Annotated in this window: 19 protein-coding genes; 11 read left to right on the forward strand and 8 right to left on the reverse strand. The window is 71.9% G+C overall.

Annotated elements, in window-relative coordinates; genetic code table 11:
- Positions 1–81 precede the first annotated feature (81 nt).
- The 4 genes from KAK06_RS18650 (at position 82) to KAK06_RS18665 (ending at position 4294) form a co-directional block, all read left to right on the forward strand.
- Positions 82–1668, forward strand: a complete 1587-nt coding sequence (locus tag KAK06_RS18650; RefSeq protein WP_210803657.1) for a Re/Si-specific NAD(P)(+) transhydrogenase subunit alpha — start codon at positions 82–84, stop codon at positions 1666–1668.
- A 28-nt stretch (positions 1669–1696) separates the two neighbouring features.
- Positions 1697–3112 carry a Re/Si-specific NAD(P)(+) transhydrogenase subunit beta gene (gene pntB / locus KAK06_RS18655; RefSeq protein ID WP_210803658.1) on the forward strand — a complete coding sequence of 472 codons (1416 nt, stop codon included), beginning with the start codon at positions 1697–1699 and terminating at the stop codon, positions 3110–3112.
- Between the two features lie 162 nt (positions 3113–3274).
- On the forward strand, positions 3275–3496 hold the full coding sequence (locus KAK06_RS18660; RefSeq protein ID WP_210803659.1) for a hypothetical protein: 222 nt from the start codon (positions 3275–3277) through the stop codon (positions 3494–3496).
- A 66-nt stretch (positions 3497–3562) separates the two neighbouring features.
- Entirely contained in the window at positions 3563–4294 is a 732-nt protein-coding gene (locus KAK06_RS18665) for a 5'-methylthioadenosine/adenosylhomocysteine nucleosidase (protein WP_210803660.1), read from the forward strand.
- 6 nt (positions 4295–4300) lie between these two features.
- On the opposite strand, the gene KAK06_RS18670 is transcribed toward KAK06_RS18665, so the two are convergent.
- The 3 genes from KAK06_RS18670 to KAK06_RS18680 form a co-directional block, all read right to left on the reverse strand.
- On the reverse strand, positions 4301–4813 hold the full coding sequence (locus KAK06_RS18670; protein WP_210803661.1) for a hypothetical protein: 513 nt from the start codon (positions 4811–4813) through the stop codon (positions 4301–4303).
- 72 nt (positions 4814–4885) lie between these two features.
- Entirely contained in the window at positions 4886–7585 is a 2700-nt protein-coding gene (locus KAK06_RS18675) for an ATP-binding protein (protein WP_210803662.1), read from the reverse strand.
- 82 nt (positions 7586–7667) lie between these two features.
- The gene (locus KAK06_RS18680; protein WP_210803663.1) at positions 7668–9002 is read right to left on the reverse strand and encodes a S8 family serine peptidase; all 1335 of its coding nucleotides are present in this window, start codon (positions 9000–9002) and stop codon (positions 7668–7670) included.
- A 218-nt stretch (positions 9003–9220) separates the two neighbouring features.
- Between KAK06_RS18680 and KAK06_RS18685 the strand changes: the two genes are divergently transcribed.
- From KAK06_RS18685 to KAK06_RS18715, 7 genes are all read left to right on the forward strand, one after another.
- Positions 9221–10906, forward strand: a complete 1686-nt coding sequence (locus KAK06_RS18685; protein WP_210803664.1) for a long-chain-fatty-acid--CoA ligase — start codon at positions 9221–9223, stop codon at positions 10904–10906.
- 66 nt (positions 10907–10972) lie between these two features.
- Positions 10973–11464: a hypothetical protein gene (locus tag KAK06_RS18690; RefSeq protein WP_210803665.1), complete on the forward strand. Its 492-nt coding sequence runs from the start codon at positions 10973–10975 to the stop codon at positions 11462–11464.
- A 48-nt stretch (positions 11465–11512) separates the two neighbouring features.
- Positions 11513–12244: a 16S rRNA (uracil(1498)-N(3))-methyltransferase gene (locus KAK06_RS18695; RefSeq protein WP_210803666.1), complete on the forward strand. Its 732-nt coding sequence runs from the start codon at positions 11513–11515 to the stop codon at positions 12242–12244.
- 43 nt (positions 12245–12287) lie between these two features.
- The gene (locus KAK06_RS18700) at positions 12288–14114 is read left to right on the forward strand and encodes an ABC transporter ATP-binding protein (protein WP_210803667.1); all 1827 of its coding nucleotides are present in this window, start codon (positions 12288–12290) and stop codon (positions 14112–14114) included.
- A gap of 101 nt (positions 14115–14215) precedes the next feature.
- Positions 14216–15073: a DUF4394 domain-containing protein gene (locus KAK06_RS18705; protein ID WP_210803668.1), complete on the forward strand. Its 858-nt coding sequence runs from the start codon at positions 14216–14218 to the stop codon at positions 15071–15073.
- Positions 15070–15672: a methylamine utilization protein gene (locus KAK06_RS18710; protein WP_210803669.1), complete on the forward strand. Its 603-nt coding sequence runs from the start codon at positions 15070–15072 to the stop codon at positions 15670–15672. Before KAK06_RS18705 ends, KAK06_RS18710 begins: the two co-directional genes overlap by 4 nt.
- Positions 15669–18023: a putative bifunctional diguanylate cyclase/phosphodiesterase gene (locus tag KAK06_RS18715; protein ID WP_210803670.1), complete on the forward strand. Its 2355-nt coding sequence runs from the start codon at positions 15669–15671 to the stop codon at positions 18021–18023. The genes KAK06_RS18710 and KAK06_RS18715 overlap by 4 nt, the downstream gene beginning before the upstream one ends.
- On the opposite strand, the gene KAK06_RS18720 is transcribed toward KAK06_RS18715, so the two are convergent.
- The 5 genes from KAK06_RS18720 to KAK06_RS18740 all read right to left on the reverse strand — a co-directional run bounded on the left by KAK06_RS18720 (position 18006) and on the right by KAK06_RS18740 (position 22044).
- Positions 18006–18383, reverse strand: a complete 378-nt coding sequence (locus KAK06_RS18720) for a thioredoxin family protein (protein WP_210803671.1) — start codon at positions 18381–18383, stop codon at positions 18006–18008. The genes KAK06_RS18715 and KAK06_RS18720 overlap by 18 nt on opposite strands.
- A 25-nt stretch (positions 18384–18408) precedes the next feature.
- On the reverse strand, positions 18409–18789 hold the full coding sequence (locus tag KAK06_RS18725; RefSeq protein WP_210803672.1) for a rhodanese-like domain-containing protein: 381 nt from the start codon (positions 18787–18789) through the stop codon (positions 18409–18411).
- A gap of 12 nt (positions 18790–18801) precedes the next feature.
- A complete protein-coding gene (locus tag KAK06_RS18730) occupies positions 18802–19803 on the reverse strand; it encodes an SLAC1 family transporter (protein WP_210803673.1) in 1002 nt (333 codons plus the stop codon).
- A gap of 88 nt (positions 19804–19891) precedes the next feature.
- Entirely contained in the window at positions 19892–20686 is a 795-nt protein-coding gene (locus KAK06_RS18735) for a sulfite exporter TauE/SafE family protein (RefSeq protein ID WP_210803674.1), read from the reverse strand.
- A complete protein-coding gene (locus KAK06_RS18740; protein ID WP_210803675.1) occupies positions 20686–22044 on the reverse strand; it encodes a DUF3422 family protein in 1359 nt (452 codons plus the stop codon). Before KAK06_RS18740 ends, KAK06_RS18735 begins: the two co-directional genes overlap by 1 nt.
- Positions 22045–22061: the final 17 nt, after the last annotated feature.

A 22061-nucleotide genomic window follows, 5' to 3' on the forward strand; every position in this document is an offset into this window, starting at 1 on the left:
CGGCAAACGACGGGGGCGCCGAGGCGACCGCACGACAGCGGCGCCGCCGCCCCTGCACAGTGGACGTTGGAGAGGAGAGTCATGGCTCTGTTGATCGGGGTGCCGCGCGAGACTGCGGCCGGGGAAAAGCGCGTCGCGACCGTGCCGGACGTGGTCGAGAAGCTCATCAAGCTGGGCTTCTCGGTGGCGGTGGAAACCGGCGCCGGTGACGCGGCCAACTGCGACGACGACAGCTACCGCGCCGCCGGCGCCAAGGTGGCGGGCAGCGCGGCCGAGTTGTTCGGCATGGCCGACATCGTCTTCAAGGTGCGCCCGCCCACGCTGGACGAGGTGGCGCTGCTGCGCCCCGGCGCCACGCTGATCGGCTTCGTCTGGCCGGCGCAGAACCCCGAGCTGATGGCCGCGCTGCAGGCCCGGCAGGTGACCGCGCTGGCGATCGACTGCCTGCCGCGCCAGCTCAGCCGCGCCCAGAAGATGGACGCGCTGACCTCGCAGGCCGGCGTCAGCGGCTACCGCGCGGTGATCGAGGCGGCCAATGCCTTCGGCCGCTTCTTCAACGGCCAGATCACCGCCGCCGGCAAGGTGCCGCCGGCCAAGGTCTTCATCGCCGGTGCCGGCGTGGCCGGCCTGGCGGCCATCGGCACCGCCGCCAACCTGGGCGCCATCGTGCGCGCCAATGACACCCGCGCCGAGGTCGCTGATCAGGTGGTCTCGCTGGGCGGCGAGTTTGTCAAGGTCGACTACGAAGAAGAGGGCTCGGGCGGCGGCGGCTACGCCAAGGTCATGAGCGAGGGCTTCCAGGCCGCGCAGCGCGCGATGTACGCGCAGCAGGCCCGCGAGGTGGACATCATCATCACCACTGCGCTGATTCCCGGCAAGCCGGCGCCCAAGCTGATCACCGCCGAGATGGTGGCGACGATGAAGCCCGGCAGCGTGATCGTCGACATGGCCGCCGAGCAGGGCGGCAACTGCGAGCTGACCGTGCCCGGCCAGGCCGTGGTGCGCCATGGCGTGACCATCGTTGGCTACACCGACCTGGCCAGCCGCCTGGCCAAGCAGAGCTCCACGCTGTACAGCACCAACCTGCTGCGCCTGACCGAGGAGCTCTGCAAGACCAAGGACGGCGTCATCAATGTCAACTTCGAGGACGACGCGATCCGCGGCCTGACGGTGGTGAAGAACGGCGAGCTGACCTGGCCCGCCCCGGCGCCCAAGCTGCCGCCACCGCCGCCGCCGAAGGCGGCCGTCGCTGCACCCAAGGCACCGGCGCACGGCCACGGCCCCGGCGAGCCGATGAAGGGCAGCACGCTGGCCATCGTGTTCGCGGTAGGCGCGGTGCTGTTCGCCTTGGTGGGCCTGTACGCACCGGCCGCCTTCCTGTCGCACTTCACGGTCTTCGTGCTGGCCTGCTTCGTGGGCTACATGGTGGTGTGGAACGTGACCCCGTCGCTGCACACGCCGCTGATGAGCGTGACCAACGCGATCAGCTCGATCATTGCCATCGGCGCGCTGATCCAGGTGGCGCCGCCGCTGGACGCCGCAGGTGCCACCGACCGCCCGCATGCGCTGATCCTGGGCTGCGCGGTGGTCGCCCTGGTGCTGACCGCCGTGAACATGTTCGGCGGCTTTGCCGTCACGCGCCGCATGCTGGCCATGTTCCGCAAGTGATCGTCAGAACAAGAACAAGGAACCGGACATGACTTCCAGTCTCGCGACCGTGGCCTACATCGGCGCCACCATCCTCTTCATCCTCAGCCTGGGCGGGCTGTCCAACCCGGAAACCGCCCGCCGCGGCAACCTGTTCGGCATGGTCGGCATGACCATCGCGGTGCTGGCCACGGTGCTGGGCCCGCGGGTCACCGCGGCCGGCGTGCCCTACATCGTCGGCGCCCTGGTGGTGGGCGGCGGCATCGGCCTCTTCGCGGCGAAGAAGGTGCAGATGACGCAGATGCCCGAGCTGGTGGCGCTGATGCACAGCCTGGTCGGCCTGGCGGCCTGCCTGGTGGGCTTCGCCAGCTATGTGGACACCTCCACCGTCTTTGCCACGCCGGCCGAGAAGGCCATCCACGAGGTCGAGATCTACGTGGGCATCCTGATCGGCGCGGTCACGTTCTCGGGCTCGATCATCGCGTTCGGCAAGCTCTCCGGCCGCATCGGCGGCAAGCCGCTGCTGCTGCCGGCGCGCCACTGGCTCAACCTGGCGGGCCTGCTGGTCGTCATCTGGTTCGGCCGCGAATTCATCAACGCGCACGATATTGCCTCGGGCATGACGCCGCTGCTGGTGATGACCGTGGTGGCGCTGCTGTTCGGCGTGCACATGGTGATGGCCATCGGTGGCGCGGACATGCCGGTGGTGGTGTCGATGCTCAACAGCTACTCCGGCTGGGCGGCTGCGGCCACCGGCTTCATGCTCAGCAACGACCTGCTGATCGTGGTGGGCGCGCTGGTGGGCTCGTCGGGCGCCATCCTCAGCTACATCATGTGCCGGGCGATGAACCGCAACTTCATCAGCGTGATCGCCGGCGGCTTTGGCGGCGGTGCGCCGGCGCCTAAGGCCGAGGGCGGTGCCGCCGAGCCGCAGGGCGAGGTCTCGCCGATCAGCGCCGCCGAGACGGCCGAGCTGCTGCGCGAATCGAAGAGCGTGATCATCGTCCCCGGCTATGGCATGGCGGTGGCCCAGGCCCAGCACACGGTGTTCGAGATCACCAAGCTGCTGCGCGAGAAGGGCGTGAACGTGCGCTTCGGCATCCACCCGGTGGCCGGCCGCATGCCGGGCCACATGAACGTGCTGCTGGCCGAGGCCAAGGTGCCTTACGACATCGTGCTGGAGATGGACGAGATCAACGAGGACTTCCCGGACACCGACGTGACCATGGTGATCGGCGCCAACGACATCGTCAACCCGGCCGCGCAGGACGACCCCAGCAGCCCGATCGCCGGCATGCCGGTGCTGGAGGTCTGGAAGGCCCGCACCAGCATTGTGATGAAGCGCTCCATGGCCAGTGGCTATGCCGGCGTGGACAACCCGCTCTTCTACAAGGACAACAACCGCATGCTGTTTGGCGACGCCAAGAAGATGCTCGACGAGGTGCTGGGCGCGCTGAAAGCCTGAGCGCGGGGGCGGGAATCCAGCCGCCTTCGACCTGGATCAAGGTTTAAAATCAGGGTAAGTGCTAGGCCGCCTCCGCGGCGGACCCGGCAGGCCCGGTTCCTTCATCCTCCCGGAGATTGTCTTGAGCGTCCTGAGCTTCCCCCGCACCGCCGAGGTGTCCGCATGACCCCCGCCCAACTCGCCCTGGGCGTCGCCGGCGTGGTTGGCGTCTTCAATGCCGCCTTCTTCAGCGTCGTGGCCTACGAGATCAGCGGCCATTCGATGGCCGCCGGTGCTGCTGGCGCCCTGATCATCCTGGTGGCCGAAGCGCTGCTGGTGAAGAACCTGGGCCCCAAGATCGGCGCCAAGCTCAACGAGAGCATGGCCCCCGCGTCGGGCTCCTGAGCGCCCAAGGCCACATCGAAGGCGCCCACCGGGCGCCTTTTTCATGGCCGGCGCACAATCAAAGCCATGACCCTCGCGATCGTCAGCGCCCTGCCCGACGAACTGGCCGCGCTGCAGGCGCGGCTGGATGTCGACCATGCCAGCACCCTGGCTGGCCGCACCCTGCACAGCGGCCGGCTGGCCGGGCACGAGGTGATCCTGGTGCTCAGCGGCGTCGGCAAGGTGGCGGCAGCCACCACGGCGGCGCTGCTGCTGGACCGCTTTGATGTGCGCGCCCTGCTGTTCACCGGTGTGGCCGGCGGCCTGGGCACTGGCGTGGCGGTGGGCGATGTGGTGATCGGCCGCCAGTTCCTGCAGCACGACATGGACGCCTCGCCGCTGTTTCCGCGCTGGGAGGTGCCAATGACCGGGCGCAGCCGCTTTGACGCGGATGCCGCCTGGTCCGACCGCCTGGTGGCCAGCGCGCACCAGGTGCTGGCCAGCGAGCACCCGGCGCTGGCCAGCTTCGGCATCACCGCGCCGCGGGTGCACCAGGGCCTGGTGATCAGCGGCGACCGCTTCGTCAGCTCAGCGGCCGAGTGCGCGCGTCTGCAGGCCGAGCTGCCCGACGCGCTGGCGGTGGAGATGGAAGGCGCCGCGCTGGCGCAGGTGGCGCACGACTTCGGCCGCCCCTGCGCGGTGCTGCGCACCATCTCCGACCGTGCCGATGACGCCGCGCATGTCGACTTCCCGCGCTTTCTGCGCATGGTGGCGGCCGAGTACGCGCGTGACATCGTGCTGGCGGCGCTGACCGCCTGAAGCGGCTCAGCGCGGCAGCGCGCGTTGCTCGCCGCGACGCAGGGCGGGCGCGCCAGCGGTGGCCATCGGCACCAGCGACGCCGTGAAGCTGCGCTTGCCGCTGTCGCACAACTGGACCTGTTTGGTCGAGCTGTCGAGGTCGACAAACTCCGGCGTGCGGCCCAGGAAGCTGCCGCTGATCTGGTCGCCGGCGCCATTGAACTTCAGCGTCCAGCTCTGGTAGAGCGCATTGCCCCGCACCTCGAAGCTGGCCTTGCGGGCGACGATCGACTGGGACACGCCAGCGCCCCAACCCACCCAGCGGCCCGGGCCGGACTTGGTGCAGCTGGCGATGTAGCCAATGCCGACCTCGTGCACCCGGGGCTGGCCGAATTCGTCGTGCTCGACCTTGATCGTCAGCGAGTCGCCGGCATCGGTGAGACCTTCGTAGGTGCCGACCTGCTGGGCCTGGGCGAGCGATGCCGTCAGGCCCAGCACCAGCGCGGTAGGGGGCAGGAGAGCGTGCAGATGACAGGGCATGGAAACCTCCGGATTCAGATTGAGTGACGCCGCCACGCGGCCGGCATGCCGATGCTGCAGCGCCAGCGTTCGTCAATCGTTAGCCAGCGCGCGCGCCACGGCCTCGTCGAGCGTCCAGCTCTCGGCGCTGGCCCACAGCCACCGGGCCTGACCTGGCTCGCCCTGGGCCGACGCCAGGCGCCGCACCCGCCGCACGAAGCGGCGCTCGGCGGCCGTGAGGCGGCCGTAGTGGCGGTCCCACCAGGCGGCGGCAAAGGCCAGCAACTGCAGCGCCAGCACGGCCTGACCGGGCAGGCGCGCCAGCGCCCGCGGCAGGTTCCACAGCGCGTAGGCCAGGTCCAGTCCGGAGCGCACCTCCCAGGCCTGGCGCACCGCCTCGCGCAGGCTGGCGGCGGCCTCGGCCGGGCGGCGCAGGCGCAGTTGAAGGTTGCCGCGGGTGTTGAAGACGCTGCTGAGCGTCTCGCGGTCGCCCAGGGCCTCGGATTGGCGCGCTGCCTCGTCCAGACCCGCCATCGCCTCGACCGCGTGCCCCCGGCGGGCCAGCCAGCTGGCCAGGCGGTAGCGGCAGGCCAGCTGCAGGTAGGCGTTGCCGCTGGCCTGCGCGGCGGCCAGCGCGTCCTGCAGGCGCTGGCCGCCGCGCGCGGGGTCGTGCCCATGCACCTCGGCCACGGCGCCGTCGAGCTGCCGCAGCAGGCTGCACAGCGCGGGGGCATCCAGGGGCATCGCGGCCAGCGCGCGGTCCAGGTGTCGGCGCAGGCGCGGCGGGTCTTCACAGTCGCGCCAGTCGATCACCAGACGGGTCCAGCGGGCCAGGGCGCGGGCCGCAGGCGGGCCGCGCCGCGCCGCCTGCAGGGCGGTGCAGGCCCAGCGACGCGCCTCGGTCGGATCGCCGGCCAGATGCCATTGCCATGCCAGCGTGGCCAGCGCCACCGCCTCGGCCGGCACGCCGGCGCACAGCAGCGAGAGCCGGGCCAGCGTGGGCCGGTCCAGCCACAGGTGGTGCAGCACGGGCCGCCAGGCGCCCAGCCAGGCCTGCGCGAACGCAGCATCGGCACCGTCGAGCGCAGCGGCGAGGTGCGGCAGCCGTGCGCGCGCCTCGGCCAGCGGGGGCGTCGCCGACCAGCAGGCGGCCCAGGCCAGCAGTCCCTGGCGCAGGCGCTGGCGGTGCGTCTGGCGCAGCTCGGGTGTGCCCTGCAGCAGAGCGAACTGCTGCACCGGCACGGCCATCGCGTAGCGGGCGGGTTCGTCGGTGTGCAGCTCAGGCAGCCGCTGCAGCAGAGACTGGGCGACCAGTTCGTCCAGCGCGTCGGCCAACTCGGCGGGCGTCAGCGCAGGGTCGGCCAGGGTTTGTGCCAGGCCGCGGGTGAAGGGAGCGGACAGGCTGCCCAGCGCTGCCGCCAGCTCGGCCAAGGGCGGTGGCAGCAGGCGCCAGCTCCAGTCCACCACGGTGCGCAGGCTGGCCTGGCGCGGCGGCGCGCCCGGCTGCCGCGGCCGCCCCACCAGGTCCAGGTGCGGGGTCCCGGCGGCGCCGCTGAGCAGTGTCAGCAGCTCGGCCGGCGGCAGGCTGCGCACCCGGGCGGCAGCCAGCTCCAATGCCAGCGGCAGGCCATCCAGCGCCGACACCAGCGCGGCCACCGCTGCCGCATTGCCCGCATGCAGGTGGAAGTCCGGACGCACGGCGCGCGCGCGGTCGACGAACAGCGCCACCGCCGGGTGGCGGGCCAGCGCCTCGTGCGACAGCCCGGCACCCGGCACAGGCCCCAGAGGCGGTGGCGCCAGCTCCTGCAGGCCCGGCAGCGCCAGCGCCCGGCGCGAGGTCACCAGCACGCGCAGCCAGGGCGAGGCGCGCAGCCACTGACCCAGCAGCGCATCGGCGTCGGCCGGCAGCTGCTCGAAGTTGTCCAGCACCAGCCAGCCGTCGGTGGCCGCCAGGCGCTCGCAGAGCGTCCAGGCGGTGTCCGGCGCTGCCGGCATGGCGGTGGCCACCGCCTCGGCCATCGCCGCCGCATCGGTGCAGGCGCTGAGATCAACGAACAGCACCGGCAGGTCCTGCGGCAGGCTGCGCATCAGCTCCACCGCGCAGCGGGTCTTGCCCGCGCCGCCGGGCCCGCGCAGCACCAGCGCGGGTGCGCTGTCCAGCGCGGCGCGCAGGCGCGACAGCGCGATGTCATCGGCGAAGAAGCGCGTCAGGTAGCGCGGCAGCGCGCCGCTGCGCGGGCGGGTGGTCAGGGCCAGCGGCACAGGCGGCGGCGGCGCGCCGGTGTGGCGGGCCTGCAGCCGCTCGTGCAGGGCCTCCAGGCGCAGCCGCTCGTCGGCCACCCAATCGTCGTAGAGGCCGGGCAGCAGCTCGCCACCGTACAACGCGGCCGCCTCGGCATCGCGCCGGCCGGCCAGCAGGCGCTCGAAGTCCTGGGCGTCGCAGCCCAGCGCGCCGGGCAGCAGGCGCAGCGCATGGCGGTCGGCCTGCAGCACCGCCGGCGCACCCACCGGCTCAAGCTGCGCGCGCAACGTGGACAGCACCTGGCGCAGCCGGTTGCGCCCCACCTCCTGCGCCACGCCGGGCCACAGCAGCTCCACCAGCTCCTCACGCGGATGCACGCGCCGCGGCCACAGCGCCAGCCGCGCCAGCAGCAGCAGCGCGGCCCGGCTGGGCCAGCGGTGCCGCTCGCCGCCCTGGCCATCGTCCAGCGTTGCCGTGCCCAGCAGGCGCAGGTACCAGCGCGGCGAGGCGCTGGCGGGCCGATGAGACGCGGGGGGGTCGACGGGCTGCACGCGCCCTAGCTTAGCGGCATGGCCCACGAAAAAAGGGCCCGCCGGTGGCGGGCCCTTTCAGGACGGGTGAAGTGCCAGCCACTCAGGGCTTGGGCACAGCCTTGGCGGCGTTGATGATGCCCGAGCCGCAGCTGGGGCAGGCGCCCGGGAAGGCGCGCGCGGTCGACTGCATCTTCGAAAGCACCTGGGCCGGGGTCCAGTTCGGGCGGTTGGCCAGCATCAGCGCGGCCACGCCGGCCACGTGCGGTGCGGCCATCGAGGTGCCCTGGTAGTAGGCGTAGCTGTCAGCGCCCGGCGAGGAGACGCCAGCGTTCAGCGTGGAGCGCACGCCGTTGGCGGGGTTGCCGGTGGTGTCACCACCCGGGGCGGCGATTTCGACGACGGCGCCGGTGTTCGTGTACCAGGCCTTCGCGCCATTGCGGTTGACCGAGGCGACCGTGATCACGTTGGCGCAATTGGCCGGCGTGAAGTTGGCGGCGTTGGAGTTGCTGTTGCCAGCGGCCACGACCACCACGGTGCCACGACCGACCGCGTTGTTGATCGCGGTCTGCAACGTGGCCGGGCAGGCACCCGAGCCGCCCAGCGACATGTTGATCACCCGGGCCGGGTTGGTGTTGGCCGGCACGCCGGCGACGGTACCGCCCGAGGACCACTCGATGGCGTCGACGATGTCCGAGAAGGTGCCGCCACCGCAGCCCAGCACGCGCACCGGGACCACCTTGGCCTGCGGCGCCACGCCCGCGACGCCGACGCCGTTGTCGGTCACCGCAGCGATCGTGCCGGCCACGTGCGTGCCGTGCCAGGAGCTCTGGCCACCGCAGCCGTCGCCCGGGTCCTGGGCGTCGCTGTCGCGGCCGTTGCCGTCGTTGGCGGTGCCGGTGTTGGTGATGAAGTCGTAGCCCGGCAGGATGTTGGCCACCAGGTCAGCGTGCGGACGGTAGCCGGTGTCGATCACCGCCACCACCACGCCCGCGCCCATGGACTTGTTCAGCGCCTTGGGCAGGTTGATGCCGCCGGTGGCCTCGTGGTAGTGCCACTGGGTGGACCACATCGGGTCATTGGGCACCAGCTGGGTCGTGGCCCACAGGTCGGCTTCGACCTCGGCGAAGGCCGGGTTGGCTGCCTTCAGTTCCTTCTCGAGTTTTTGCGCCTCGATGTTCGAGATGCGGCGGTCCAGGCGCAGGAACTTGCCCTCGACCGAGGCCAGCGACACGCCGTACTTGGCCAGCGTGGCCTGCACGCCGGCATGACGCGCCACGGCATCGGCAGCGGCGGCGTCGCGGAACTTGACCACAAACTGGTCGGTGGTATCAGCCAGGGCCGACTTGGTGGCCATCGGGGCGCCACCGGCCAGGGCCGGTGCAGCCAGGGCAGCCAGGGCGGCGACGCAAAGCGTGGTGCGAATCTGAGCGAGCATGAAAGGCCTCGTGATGAGAACTGCAAGGAAGGCCATGCTAGGCACCCGCCGCCCAGGCGAACCTCCCTAGAGTGGGGGTCTTCAGCCAACGCAAAGGTAACTCCTTGTGCGGTCTCGGCGAAAAACCTAGGGAGAATCCCCGAGACCGCGCTATCGAATCCCCCGATGCCCCGGCTCGATGGCCCCAGGGACAATCGCCCGTCGAGCTCGGAGAGAAGATGGATCGGACCTGGCTGAAGAACTACCCTGAAGGCGTGCCCGCCGAGATCGATGTCTCGCTCTACCCCTCGCTGGTGGCGCTGATCGACGAGAGCCTGCGCCAGCATGCCGCCCGGCCCGCCTACAAGTTCATGGGCAAGGCCTACAGCTTTGCCCAGATCGACGAGGCCTCGCGCGCCTTTGCCGCCTACCTGCAGGGCCTGGGCCTGCAGCCGGGTGACCGCGTCGCGGTGATGATGCCCAACCTGCCGCAGTACCCGGTGGCGGTGGCCGGCATCCTGCGCGCCGGGCTGGTGGTGGTCAACGTCAACCCGCTGTACACGCCGCGCGAGCTGGAGCACCAGCTCAAGGACTCGGGCGCCAAGGCCATCGTGATCGTCGAGAGCTTTGCGTCCACGCTGCAGCAGGTGGCGCGCGAGGTGCCCACCAAGCACGTGATCATGGCCGCGATGGGCGACATGCTGGGCCTGATCAAGGGCGCCGTCGTCAACCACGTGGTGCGCAAGGTCAAGAAGATGGTGCCGCCCTTCGAGCTGCCCCAGGCGGTGCGCTTCAATGCCGCGCTGGCCCGCGGCCGCGGCCAGACCTGGACGCCGCCGGCCACCGGCCCCGACGACATCGCCGTGCTGCAGTACACCGGCGGCACCACCGGTGTCAGCAAGGGCGCGGTGCTGCTGCACCGCAACCTGGTGGCCAATGTGCTGCAGTGCGAAGCCTGGTACCAGCCGGCGCTGCGCCTGATCCCGCCCGGCGAGCAATACACGGCGATCTGCGCGCTGCCGCTCTATCACATCTTTGGCTTCAACACGAACATGATGCTGGGGATGCGCCTGGGCGGGTGCAACATCCTGATCCCCAACCCGCGCGACATTCCGGCGGTGCTGAAGGACCTCTCGCGCGAGCGTTTCCACAGCCTGCCGGCGGTCAACACCCTGTTCGGTGCGCTGGCCAACCACGCCGATTTCTCCAGTGTCGACTGGAGCCACCTGAAGATCTCGGTGGGCGGCGGCATGGCGGTACAGCAGGCCACGGCGCGGCTGTGGCTCGAGAAGACCGGCTGCCCGATCTGCGAAGGCTACGGCCTGTCCGAGACCAGCCCGGTGGCCACCTGCAACCCGGTCGACACCAAGGCCTTCACCGGCACCATCGGCCTGCCGGTGCCCAACACCGAGCTGGCGCTGCTGGATGACGACGGCCACGAGGTGCCCGCCGGCCAGTCCGGTGAGATCGCCATCCGCGGCCCGCAGGTCATGGCCGGCTACTGGCAGCGCCCCGACGAGACCGCCAAGGTCATGACCGCCGATGGCTATTTCCGCACCGGCGACGTCGGTGTGGTCGACGAGCGCGGCTTCTTCCGCATCGTCGACCGCAAGAAAGACATGATTCTGGTCTCGGGTTTCAACGTCTACCCGAACGAGGTCGAGGACGTCATCACCCAGATGCCGGGCGTGCTGGAGTGCGCCGCGGTGGGCATCCCCGACGAGAAGGCCGGCGAGGCCGTCAAGGTGGTGCTGGTCAAGAAGGACCCCGCCGTCACCGAGGCCGATGTGCGCGCCTGGTGCGAGGCCAACCTGACCGGCTACAAGCGGCCCAAGCTGATCGAGTTCCGCACCGAGCTGCCCAAGACACCGGTGGGCAAGGTGCTGCGTCGGGAATTGCGCGACAAACCGGCGGCACGCGCATAATCAAACGCTTCCGGGAAGTCGCGCCAGTGAAGCGCACCAGGGCCGTCACAGGTTCATCGTTGGGACATGCACACGCGATTTGTCCGCACCACCGCGGGTCAGGACGAGATCCGCTCTCGCGCGCTGGGTCTGCCACGCCACCAGCGCAATCTGCTGCTCGTCATCTCGCCGGACAAGCCGGCGGGCTTCTGGCTGTCGCAGGTCAAGGGCTGCGAAGCGGCCGACCTGGAGCAGCTGGTCGAGGCGGGCCTGCTGGCCCCGGCCTCAGCGCCAGCGCCGGCCGCCGCGCCTGCGGCGCCGCCGTCGGACGCCGGGGCTCCCGCTGATCTGGCCCGCTTGCGCCAGCGCCTGCGCGAGAGCAGCTACAGCCGCCTGTACGACGCACTGAACGCCCATGGCCGCGAAACCCTGGGCCTGGTGGCCTCGTACCGTTTCGCGCTTGAGCTGGAACGCTGCGCCGGTGCGCCTGAGCTGCAGGCGCTGGCGCTGGACTACCTGGACCGCATCGCCGATCACCACGGCCTGGCCGCGGTGCGCCGCCTGAACGAGCTGCTCTGAGCGCCCCCAGGGCCGGGCGGCGGCCGGGCCATCGGGCACACTCGCGCCATGTCCACGCGTCACCATGTCGCGCTGCCGCTGCAGGCCGGCGCCACCCTCGATCTGCCGCCCGAAGCGGCCCGCCATGTGCAGGTGCTGCGCTGCCAGCCCGGCGACACCCTGGCCCTGTTCAACGGCGACGGCCACGAATGGCAGGCCGAGATCACCGCGATGGGCCGGCGCGAGGTCAGCGTGCGTGTGCTGGCCGAGCGGGCCGCGCCCGACACCGAACTGCCCTGCGCCGTCACACTGGCGCTGGGCATGCCGGCCAACGAGCGCATGGACGCGCTGGTCGAGAAAGCCACCGAGCTGGGCGCTGCGGCCATCCAGCCGCTGCACACCGAGCGCTCGGTGCTGCGCCTGAGCGGCGAGCGCGCCGAGCGCCGCCGGGCGCACTGGCAGGGCGTGGCGGTGGCCGCCGCCGAGCAGTGCGGCCGCCGCCGCGTGCCCGAGGTGGCGCCGGTCGGCGCGCTGGCCGAGTGGCTGGCCACGCTGGCCCCCGATGCGACCGTGCAGCGCCTGGTGCTGAGCCTGGGGCCGGATGCGCGGCGATTGGCCGACCGGCTGGCCGATCTGCCCGCCGCGGTGCTGCTGCTCAGCGGCCCCGAAGGCGGCCTCAGCCCGGCCGAGGAGGCGCTGGCCCGCGGCGCCGGCTTCGCCCCAGTGACGCTGGGCCCGCGCACGCTGCGCGCCGACACCGCGCCACTGACGGCCTTGGGCTGGATCGCGCTGCGGGGCTGAGGCGCTTCAGCTACGCTTGCGGTCTTTCAGACCCGGCACCCTCTTGTTCGCCTTTTTCGAGCGGCTGGTCCGCCCCTACCCCGACGCCATCCCGCCGGTGCCGCCGCGCGGCCTGGCGCGCTTCATCTGGGCCTGCTCCGACGGCCTGCGCGGCCACGTGGCCGGCATGGCCGCGCTGACGGCGCTGATCGGCGTCTTCGAGGCCATCCTGTTCGGCTTCATGGGCCGCATCGTCGACTGGCTGGCCGAGGTGCCGCCGGCCCAGCTGTGGGCCCAGCGCGGCGACGAGCTGCTGGCACTGGCCGGCGTGCTGGTGGGCAGCACGGTGCTGGTGGCCGCGCAGGCGCTGCTGAAGTACCAGACGCTCAACGGCAACTTCCCGATGCGCCTGCGCTGGAACTTCCACCGCCAGATGCTGGCGCAGAGCCTGGCCTTCTTCCAGGACGAGTTCGCCGGCCGCGTGGCCACCAAGGTCATGCAGACCGCGCTGGCGGTGCGCGACGTGGTGATGCTGCTGACCGACATCCTGGTCTTCATCATCATCTACTTCGCCACCATGCTGACGCTGGTGGGCAGCTTCGACACCACGTTGCTGTGGCCCTTCGGCATCTGGCTGCTGTGCTACCTGGCGGCGCTGCGCTTCTTTGTGCCGCGTCTGGCCAAGGTGGGGCAGGCGCAGGCCGACGCGCGCTCGCTGATGACCGGGCGCATCACCGACGCCTACACCAACATCACCACCGTCAAGCTGTTCTCGCACGCCCAGCGCGAGTCGGGCTATGCGCGCAGCGCGATGCACGAGTTCATGGGCACGGTGCACCAGCAGATGCGCATGGTCACCGCGCTGGAGCTGGTGATCCACGGCCTGAGCGTGGGCCTGGTGCTGGGCACCACCGGCAGCGCGCTGTGGCTGTGGTCGCGCGGCGAGGTGGGCGTGGGCGCGGTGGCGGCGGCCACCGCGATGGCGCTGCGCCTGAACGGCATCTCGCACTGGATCATGTGGGAGATGGCCAGCCTGTTCGAGAACATCGGCACCGTGCAGGACGGCCTGAACACGCTGACGCGCGCGCCCACCGTGGTTGACCGCGCCGACGCGCAGCCGCTGCAGGTGCCGCACGGCGAGGTGGTGTTCGACCACCTGGTCTTTGGCTATGGCGCCAGCAAGCGCGTGATCGACGACCTGTCGCTGACGATCCGCCCGGGCGAGAAGATCGGCCTGGTGGGCCGCTCGGGCGCCGGCAAGTCCACGCTGGTCAACCTGCTGCTGCGCTTTCATGACCTGGCCGACGGCCGCATCCTGGTGGACGGCCAGGACATCGCTGGCGTCACGCAGGAGAGCCTGCGCGCGCAGGTGGGCATGGTGACGCAGGACACCTCGCTGCTGCACCGCTCGGTGCGCGACAACCTGCTCTATGGCCGCCCCGACGCCGACGACGCCGCGATGATCGCCGCCGCCCACCGCGCCGAGGCGCATGAGTTCATCCAGGGCCTGACCGACCCCAAGGGCCGCAGCGGCTACGACGCCCATGTGGGCGAGCGCGGCGTCAAGCTCAGCGGCGGCCAGCGCCAGCGCATCGCCATCGCCCGGGTGATGCTCAAGGACGCGCCGATCCTGCTGCTGGACGAGGCCACCAGCGCGCTGGACAGCGAGGTCGAGGCCGCCATCCAGGACAGCCTGTACCGGCTGATGGAGGGCAAGACGGTGGTCGCCATCGCCCATCGCCTGTCGACCATCGCCGCGATGGACCGCCTGGTGGTGATGGACGCCGGGCGCATCGTCGAGCAGGGCACGCATGCCGAGCTGCTGGCCGCCGGCGGCCTGTATGCGCGGCTGTGGGCCCACCAGAGTGGCGGATTCCTCGGCGAGGAGTGACCGACTGCACGCCGCCGGCTCAAGACCGCCGCGCCGCTGCCGACACCAGAGAGTCCGGCCCTGCGCGGCTGTGTTACTTTCAGTCACATCAAGGATCCGCCATGTCGTTGCGCCTGCTTCTGCCCCTTGCCGCCCTGGCGCTGAGTGCCTGCAGCCTGATGCCCCAGGTCGCCCCGATCGCCGCGGCCCGCCCCGCCACGGGCGAGTTTGTGCGCGCCCTGACGCCGGACAACCGCCTGCTCGGCCTGGACGCCGCCGCGCCGCAGACCCTGGTCAGCCAGTGCGCGATCAGCGGCCTGAAGCCGGGCGAGCAGCTGCTGGGCATGGATTACCGCGTCGCCCGCGGCCAGCTCTATGCGCTGGGCCGCAGCGGCCAGCTCTACACGATCGACACCGCCCAGTGCGCCGCCAGCCCGGTGGGCAGCGGCATCGGCTGGCCGCTGCTGGGCGCGCGCGTGGGCATCGACTTCAACCCCGTGGTCGACCGCCTGCGCGTGGTCACCGAAGCCGGCCAGAACCTGCGCGTGCACCCCGACACCGGCCGCGTGGTCGACGGTGCCCCCGACACGCTGCTGGGCTACGTCAACACCGACCGCCACGCCGGCCGCACGCTGCGCGTGGTGGCCGCCGGCTACACCTACAACCAGGACAACGACAAGCTCACCACCAACTACGCGATCGATGTGGGCCTGGCGCAGCTGGTGATGATGGGCTCGCACGAGAGCAAGGTGCCGCCGGTCTCGCCCAACACCGGGCGGGTGATGAGCGTCGGCCCGCTGGGCGTGGACGGCCTGGTCGAGGCCGATCTGGACATCTCCGATGTGAAGAACCAGCCGCTGGCGATGCTGCGCACCGACCAGAGCCGGCTGTACCGAGTTGACCTGACCACCGGCCGCGCCACGCTGATCGGCGCCATCGGCGACGGCGGGCCGATCCGCAGCATCGCGATCGAACCATGACCGGCCGCGCCACGCTGCTGCTGATCGCCGCCGCCGTCCTGGCGGACGCGGCGGCCGCGGCCAGCGTGCGTGTGACGGTGCTGAACCCGGCTGGCAACCTGCTGTCCGACGCGGTGGTGATGCTCGAGCCCACCGGCGCGCGCGTGGCGCCCAAACCGCTGGCCAGCGCCGAGGTGGGCCAGCAGGACAAGCGCTTCCAGCCGCAGGTGGCGGTGGTGCCGGTGGGCACGCGGGTGGACTTTCCCAACCGCGACACGGTGCGCCACCATGTCTACTCGGTGTCCGAGGCCAAGCGCTTCGAGATCAAGCTCTATGTCGGCCGCCCCGAGAAGCCGGTGCTGTTCGACAAGCCCGGGGTGGTGGTGCTGGGCTGCAACATCCACGACAGCATGCTCGGCTGGATCGTCGTCGCCGACACGCCCTGGTACGGCCGCAGCGGCGCCGACGGCGTGGTGCAGCTGAGCGAGGTGCCGGCCGGCAGCTACCGGCTGCGCACCTGGCACCCGGTGCTACCGGCCGGCGGCTTTGGCGTGGAGCAGGCCCTGGTCGTGGCGGGAGACGCCGAGGTCCTGGTGCGCCTGCCGGGAGCAGCGCGGTGAAGTCGCGGCCCTTCTGGCGCAGCCTGGGTGGGCGCATCGTGATGGTCTTCGTCGCACTGCTGCTGGCGGTGCAGGGCGTGTCGCTGCTGCTGACGCGGCTGGGCATCGAGCGCAGCGCACGCGAGCAGATCGACGTGCGGCTCTCGCATGGCGAGGCCCTGCTGCGCGAGCAGCTCAGTCAGCGCGGCGAGCTGCTGCAGGCTGGCGCCGCCACGGTGGGCGCCGACTATGGGCTGCTGTCGACACTGCAGGGCGAGGTCGACGCAGACACCGTGCGCTCGACGCTGGAAGACAAGCTGGGCCGCCTGCGGCCGGCGCGCCTGGCCGCGGTGCTGGACCGCCAGGGCCGCCTGCTGGCGGCGGTGGGCCCGCAGGCCGCCGCGCTGGCCCAGCAAGCTGCCCGGCACGACGACGGCCGCTGGCAGGAAGCCCGCCTGGTGCGGCTGGGCGATCTGCCCTGCCAGGTGGTCAAGGTGCCGATCGGCCAGCGCGGCGAGGCGCCCAGCGGCTGGCTGCTGGCCGCCGTGCCGCTGGCCGACCTGCTGCCCGAGCTGGCCCGGCTGGCCCAGGCCGAGCTGAGCCTGATCGGCCCGCAGCAGGTGCTGGCCAGCACGCTCAGCCCGGCCCGCGGCACCGCCGCGCTGGCGCCGCTGCTGCAGGCCGGCCCGGCAGCGCAGGAGCTGACGCTGGCGGGCGACGCCCTGGAGGTGCGCCGGGTCGAGCTGCCGGCGCTGGGCGAGGCGGGCGTGCCGCTGGTGCTGTCGCTGTCGATTGACGAAGCGGTACGCCCCTACGAAGGCCTGCAGGGCAGCCTGCTGCTGGTCAGCGGACTGGGCCTGGGCCTGTTCGCGCTGGGCAGCCTGCTCACCGCGCGCCGGCTGACCGCGCCGATGCAGGGCCTGGTCGATGCCACGCGCCGACTGGGCCGCGGCGACTACGCCACGCCCGTGGCCACCGTCGCCAGCCAGGACGAGATGGCCGAGCTGGCCCAGGCCTTCGAGGGCATGCGCCAGGGCATCGCCGAGCGCACCGAGCACATCCGCCAGCTGGCCTTCTGGGACACGCTGACCGGCCTGCCCAACCGCAGCCAGTTCGAGGACGAGGCCGCGCGCCTGGTCAGCGGCGAGGCGGGCGCAGCCCTGCTGATGCTCAACATCGACCGCCTGGAGCGCGTCAACCAGGTGCTGGGCCGCGCGGCCGGCGACCAGGTGCTGCGCCAGGTGGCCCAGCGCCTGCGCGCGCTGGCCCTGGACCTGCCCGAGCGCCAGCCGCTGGTGGCCCGCCTGGGCGGGGACGAGTTCGCGCTGCTGCTGCCCGGCGCCGACCTGGGCCGGGCGCGCGAGGTGGCGCGCCTGGTGCAGCGCCAGCTGACCGAGCAGGCGCTGGTGCTGGACGGCTCCACGGTGGACCTGTCGGCCGGCGTGGGCATCGCCGTGGCACCGCTGCACGCCAACGACACCGAAGCCCTGCTGGCCCGCGCCCTGCTGGCGCTGACCGAGTGCAAGCGCCGCACCGCCGGCATGCTGGCCTACGACCCGTCGATCGACGCCGGCAGCGCGCAGACGCTGTCGCTGCTGGGCGAGCTGCGCCAGGCCATCCGCGGCCAGGAGCTGCGCCTGTACCTGCAGCCCAAGCTGCGCCTGGCCGATGACCAGGTGCTGGCCGCCGAGGCCCTGGTGCGCTGGCAGCATCCGCAACGCGGCCTGGTGCCGCCGGTGCAGTTCATCCCCTTTGCCGAGGAAACCGGCTTCATCCACGAGCTGACGCTGTGGGTGGTCGACGAGGCCGCGCGCCAGGCCGCGCTGCTGCGCGCGCAGGGGCTGGCGCCGCGCATCTCGGTCAACCTGTCGGCCCATGACCTGATGAAGCCCGAGCTGCAGCAGCGCCTGCGCACCGCACTGCAGCGCCACGGCGCCGAGCCCGGCTGGCTGTGCCTGGAGATCACCGAAAGCGCGATCGCCCACGACCCGCAGCGCGCGCTGCAGACCCTGCATGCGCTCAAGGCCGAGGGCTTTCGCCTGTCGATCGACGACTTCGGCGCCGGCCAGACCTCGCTGGCGCAGCTGATCGACCTGCCGGTGGATGAGCTCAAGCTGGACATGCTGTTCGTGCGCACCATGGACCAGGATGCCGACAAGGCCTCGATGGTGGGCGCGCTGGTGCGCATGGGCCACGACCTGCGCCTGAGCGTGGTGGCCGAGGGCGTGGAGAACGCCGCCATCCTGCAGCGCCTGCGCGCGCTGGGCTGCGACGAGGCCCAGGGCTGGCACATCGGCAAGCCGATGCCGGCCGAGGAGCTGCCGTCCTGGCTGCAGGCGCGGGCGCTGCTGGCCTCAGTCCAGCGCGCCTGAGTGCTGCAGCGCCAGCACGGCGCGCGCCAGCGCCTGGGGACCGGCACCGGCCAGCGGCGGTAGCGCGGCGCGGGCGGCCTCGGCCAGCAGGCGCTCGACCACCGCCGCATGCGGCAGCACGGTGCCGAAGAAGCGTGGCTGGCCGTCCTGCAGCAGCAGCAGCGTGGGGAAGTTCTGGATGTCGGGCGCGTGGCCGGCATCGTCTTCGAGCGCATCGGCATGGTCCTCGATGTCGACCCAGACGAAGTCGGCCAGCGGATGGCGCGCGGCCAGCGCATCAAAGGTGGCGCGGTAGGCGTCGCAGGTGGTGCACCAGCCGGCACACAGGCAGGCCACGAGCAGGGGCGGGGCGGCGGTCATGCCGCCCAGTGTGCCGCAGCTCAGGTCAACCGAAGTTGGGCTGCTCCGGTTTGGCCACGGCCTGACCGGCGGCCACCCAGGCGTCAAAGCCGCCGGCGATCGAGCGCACGTTGAGGTAGCCCATCTCCTGCATCGCCACCGCCGCCAGCGCGGCGCGGCCGCTGGTCTTGCAGTAGACCAGCACCTTCAGGTCGCGCGCCTGCAGCGCCGGGTTGGCGCTGAGCTTGAACTCCAGCATGCCGCGCGAGGCGTGGATCGCGCCGGGGATGTGGCCGGCGGCGAACTCGCTCTCCTCGCGCACGTCGATCAGCACGTCGGCCTCGCGCACCGCGGCGGGCGCGTCGGCAGCAGGCACTTCGGTGATGCGGGCCTTGGCGGCCATCACCAGGTCCATGGCGTTCTTCATGCGGGGGTCTCCTCAGGCGGCAGTGACAGGGATGATCGGGGCGACCGGCTCAGGCGCCAGCAGGCTGCCGTCGCGCAGGCCGCGCACCGTGCCCATGGCCAGTCCCAGGATGATGATGCTGGTCAACGCCAACAGCACCGGGCCGGCCACCGCCATCGGGCTGCCGGCCTCAGCCAGTCGCAAGGTCAGCGCGGTGAAGGCGGCCAGGGGGAAGCTCATGCCCCAGTGCGGCAGCGCGAAAGGCAGGTTGCGGATGCGCCCGGCCAGCGCGTAGCCCACCCAGGCGAAGGTGAACGCGGCCATGCCCCAGCAGGCCCAGGCGACGGTGAGCGAGCCGCCCAGCTGCAGCGCGCCCAGTCCGGCCAGGGCGGGCGGCGCGATCAGGATGAAGGCGGTGGGCAGCAGGCGCTCGGGCACCGGGCCCTGCACCACCAGCCGCGCCAGCAGCAGCACCAGCACCACCGGCCAGAACAGCAGGCCGATGCCGAACTGCGCCGCCGCCCAGTGTTCGTAGCCCAGCGGCACGCCGCCCAGCGGCGCGATGATGTTGCCCACCACTGGAATGAACAGCGCCGGCGTCACCGCCATCCAGGACAGACCGCCCTGGGTCGCCGGGCGCCACCAGCGCGCCATCACCCACAGCGTGGTGAACAGCTGGCCCAGCGAGCCGGCCCACCACAGCGCGTCCACGGCCGGGTGCGCCAGGCCCAGTTGCGCGGCCAGCGAGCCCAGCAGCATGGCCGAGACCGGCAGCGTGGCGATGAAGGCATGGCGCACCGGGTGCTTGCGGTCCTCGGCCCAGGCCTCGGGGTGGCGCTGGCCGCGCAGCACGGTGAAGACCAGCAGCACGGCAAACACCGCGGCCGCCAGCGCCCCCAGCACCAGCGCAAAGCCGGTGGCCATCTCGCCCATCAGCGAGGTGGCGCGCAGCCAGGCCAGCGCCAGGCCGGTCAGGCCCATCGGAATGGCATACCAGCCGGGCTGCAGGAACTTCAGGGGGTGCGCTTGCGCCATGGGACAGCAGGTGGGGAGATGGGGTGGCACCGATTGTGCGGCGTCGGCGATGGCCCCGTGCAGGCTTGGGACTATACCCTGTTGGGTATCAGCCGCGCAGCACTCGCCACAGCAGCAGCACGGCCACCAGCACACAGACGGCGGCGAACAGCCGGCGCAGCGTGCGCGAGGGCAGCTGACCGGCCACGCGCCGACCCAGCAGCAGCGCCAGGATCGCCGCGCCGCTGAAGACCAGCGCCTGCCCGGCATCCAGCTGGCCGAACTGCAGCGCCCCCGCCAGACCGCCCACCGCCGACAGCGCCACCGCGCCCAGCGAGGTGGTGGTGACGCTGCGTGTGTCCAGGTCGGTGGCACGGGTCAGCGCCGGCACGATGACAAAGCCGCCGCCCACACCCAGCAGACCGCCAACCAGGCCTACCGCCACGCCGGTGGCCGCCAGCACACGGAAACAGGGCGCGGTCCAGCGCAGCCGGCCCTCGGTGGGGTCGAGGTGGCAGGGGCGGTCGTCGCCGCGTTCGCTGCCGTCGCGCACCGGGTCGCGTCGCGCCATGCGGCGCGCCGTCAGCAGCATCACCGCAGCAAAGCCCAGCAGCAGCGGCGCCTGCGGCAGGCGCTGCGCCAGCCACACGCCCAGCGGCGCGCTCAGCAGGCCCAGCCCACCCACCAGCGCGGCCGCACGGTAGCGCAGCACGCCCTCGCGCCAGCCCAGCCAGGCACCGGTGCCGGCCGCCACGCCCACCGCCAGCAAGGCCAGTGGCGCCGCCTGCTGCACCGTCAGGCCAGTGGCAAACACCAGCAGCGGCACCGCCAGCACGCCGCCGCCGGCGCCGGTCAGGGCCAGCACCGCGCCCACCACCGCGCCGACCAGCGCCAGTGTCTCCATCAGTGGGCGTCGCCCATCAGTCGCGCGTGCACCCGCTGCGTGGCTTTCCAGACCACCCACAGCACCACCGGGATCAGTGCGCCGGCAGCCATCTCGGGATTGATCGGCAGGCCCATCGACTTCAGCGCCTTGCCGCCGTACAGCAGCAGGCTGACCACGTAGTACGAGATCGCCGCGATGGAGAGCCCTTCCACCGTGGACTGCAGGTTCAGCTGCAGCTGCTGCCCGCGCGTCAGCTTGGCCAGCAGCTGCTGGTTCTGCGTCTCGGTGGCGATGTCCACCCGCGTACGCAGCAGCGCGCTGGCGCGCTCGGTGCGCTGGCTCAGCAGGCTCAGGCGACGTGCGGTGGAGGCCACGGTGGCCATCGCCGGCGACAGCCGCCGCTGCATGAACTCGCCGATGGTCTGCGTGCCGGGGATGGGCCGCTCGCGCAGCTCGGCGATGCGCTGACGCACCAGCGCGTCGTAGGCCTCGGTGGCCGAGAAGCGGAAGGCGTGCTCGGCGTGCGCCCGCTCGATGCGGGCGGCCACGTGGATCAGCGCATCGAGCAGCTCGGCCTCGGACGCATCGCGCGCCTCCAGCCGGGCGGTGACCGCCGCCAGCTCGCCCTCGCTGTGCGCCAGCAGCGGCGCCAGCTGTTTGGCCAGCGGCAGGCCGCGCAGCGCCATCAGGCGGTAGATTTCCAGCTCCAGCAGGCGCTGGGAGATGCGGCCGGCGCGCGTCTCGCTGGTGCCCGGCGGGGCGATCACCAGCATGCGCTCGAAGCCGTCGTCGGCCAGGCGGAAATTGGTCACCGCGATCGAGTGGCCCGGCCCGGCCTCGCCATTGCCCATCAGCGAGGCCACCACGGTCTTGCCACCAAACCAGCGCTGACCCAGCGCCAGCGCGGCATGCGGGTCCTCGATCGGGTGGTTGACCATCACCAGCTGCACCGCCGCCACCGTGCGGCCCGGGATGGACTGCCACCAATCGGCGGCAATGCGCAGATCGGGCAGCAGCGCCGGCTGCACCGCGCCCAGCGCAGCATCCTCGGGCAGCGGCTGCACCAGCGCGTAGCGGGTGAATTCGGTGTGGCGCTCCCACTTCAGCGTGTGGTCGGCAAAGCGCAGGCGCAGGAAGTTGGCGGCCAGGTCGGCCGGACTCAGGTGGGCGTGGCCGGGCAGGCGCTGCAGATGGGCGCACTCGTCGTCGCGGCTGACGCCGTCGTTGAGCACCGCGACGAAGACCACCAGCGCCGGCAGGCGGATGCGCGCCGACGGCCGGGCGTGCACCTCGTCGTGCAGCATGGCGCGCAGCGGATCATCGGGCGGCAGCGCGCGCGGGGCGCGGTCGGTGTCGGCTTCTGGGGTGTCGCTCATGGGCAGTGCGGCCAAAG

The sequence above is a fragment of the Ideonella aquatica genome (assembly GCF_018069755.1).
GTDB classification, from domain to species: Bacteria; Pseudomonadota; Gammaproteobacteria; order Burkholderiales; family Burkholderiaceae_C; genus Ideonella; species Ideonella aquatica.

Bases quoted from the DNA above. Each gene is read 5' to 3' on its own strand.
- KAK06_RS18650 (WP_210803657.1), top strand. From the start codon at position 82: ATGGCTCTGTTGATCGGGGTGCCGCGCGAGACTGCGGCCGGGGAAAAG.
- KAK06_RS18740 (WP_210803675.1), bottom strand. From the start codon at position 22,044: ATGAGCGACACCCCAGAAGCCGACACCGACCGCGCCCCGCGCGCGCTG.
- KAK06_RS18685 (WP_210803664.1), top strand. From the start codon at position 9,221: ATGGATCGGACCTGGCTGAAGAACTACCCTGAAGGCGTGCCCGCCGAG.
- KAK06_RS18665 (WP_210803660.1), top strand. From the start codon at position 3,563: ATGACCCTCGCGATCGTCAGCGCCCTGCCCGACGAACTGGCCGCGCTG.
- KAK06_RS18735 (WP_210803674.1), bottom strand. From the start codon at position 20,686: ATGGAGACACTGGCGCTGGTCGGCGCGGTGGTGGGCGCGGTGCTGGCC.
- KAK06_RS18670 (WP_210803661.1), bottom strand. From the start codon at position 4,813: ATGCCCTGTCATCTGCACGCTCTCCTGCCCCCTACCGCGCTGGTGCTG.
- KAK06_RS18720 (WP_210803671.1), bottom strand. From the start codon at position 18,383: ATGACCGCCGCCCCGCCCCTGCTCGTGGCCTGCCTGTGTGCCGGCTGG.
- pntB (WP_210803658.1), top strand. From the start codon at position 1,697: ATGACTTCCAGTCTCGCGACCGTGGCCTACATCGGCGCCACCATCCTC.
- KAK06_RS18690 (WP_210803665.1), top strand. From the start codon at position 10,973: ATGCACACGCGATTTGTCCGCACCACCGCGGGTCAGGACGAGATCCGC.
- KAK06_RS18660 (WP_210803659.1), top strand. From the start codon at position 3,275: ATGACCCCCGCCCAACTCGCCCTGGGCGTCGCCGGCGTGGTTGGCGTC.
- KAK06_RS18680 (WP_210803663.1), bottom strand. From the start codon at position 9,002: ATGCTCGCTCAGATTCGCACCACGCTTTGCGTCGCCGCCCTGGCTGCC.
- KAK06_RS18725 (WP_210803672.1), bottom strand. From the start codon at position 18,789: ATGAAGAACGCCATGGACCTGGTGATGGCCGCCAAGGCCCGCATCACC.
- KAK06_RS18705 (WP_210803668.1), top strand. From the start codon at position 14,216: ATGTCGTTGCGCCTGCTTCTGCCCCTTGCCGCCCTGGCGCTGAGTGCC.
- KAK06_RS18710 (WP_210803669.1), top strand. From the start codon at position 15,070: ATGACCGGCCGCGCCACGCTGCTGCTGATCGCCGCCGCCGTCCTGGCG.
- KAK06_RS18695 (WP_210803666.1), top strand. From the start codon at position 11,513: ATGTCCACGCGTCACCATGTCGCGCTGCCGCTGCAGGCCGGCGCCACC.
- KAK06_RS18730 (WP_210803673.1), bottom strand. From the start codon at position 19,803: ATGGCGCAAGCGCACCCCCTGAAGTTCCTGCAGCCCGGCTGGTATGCC.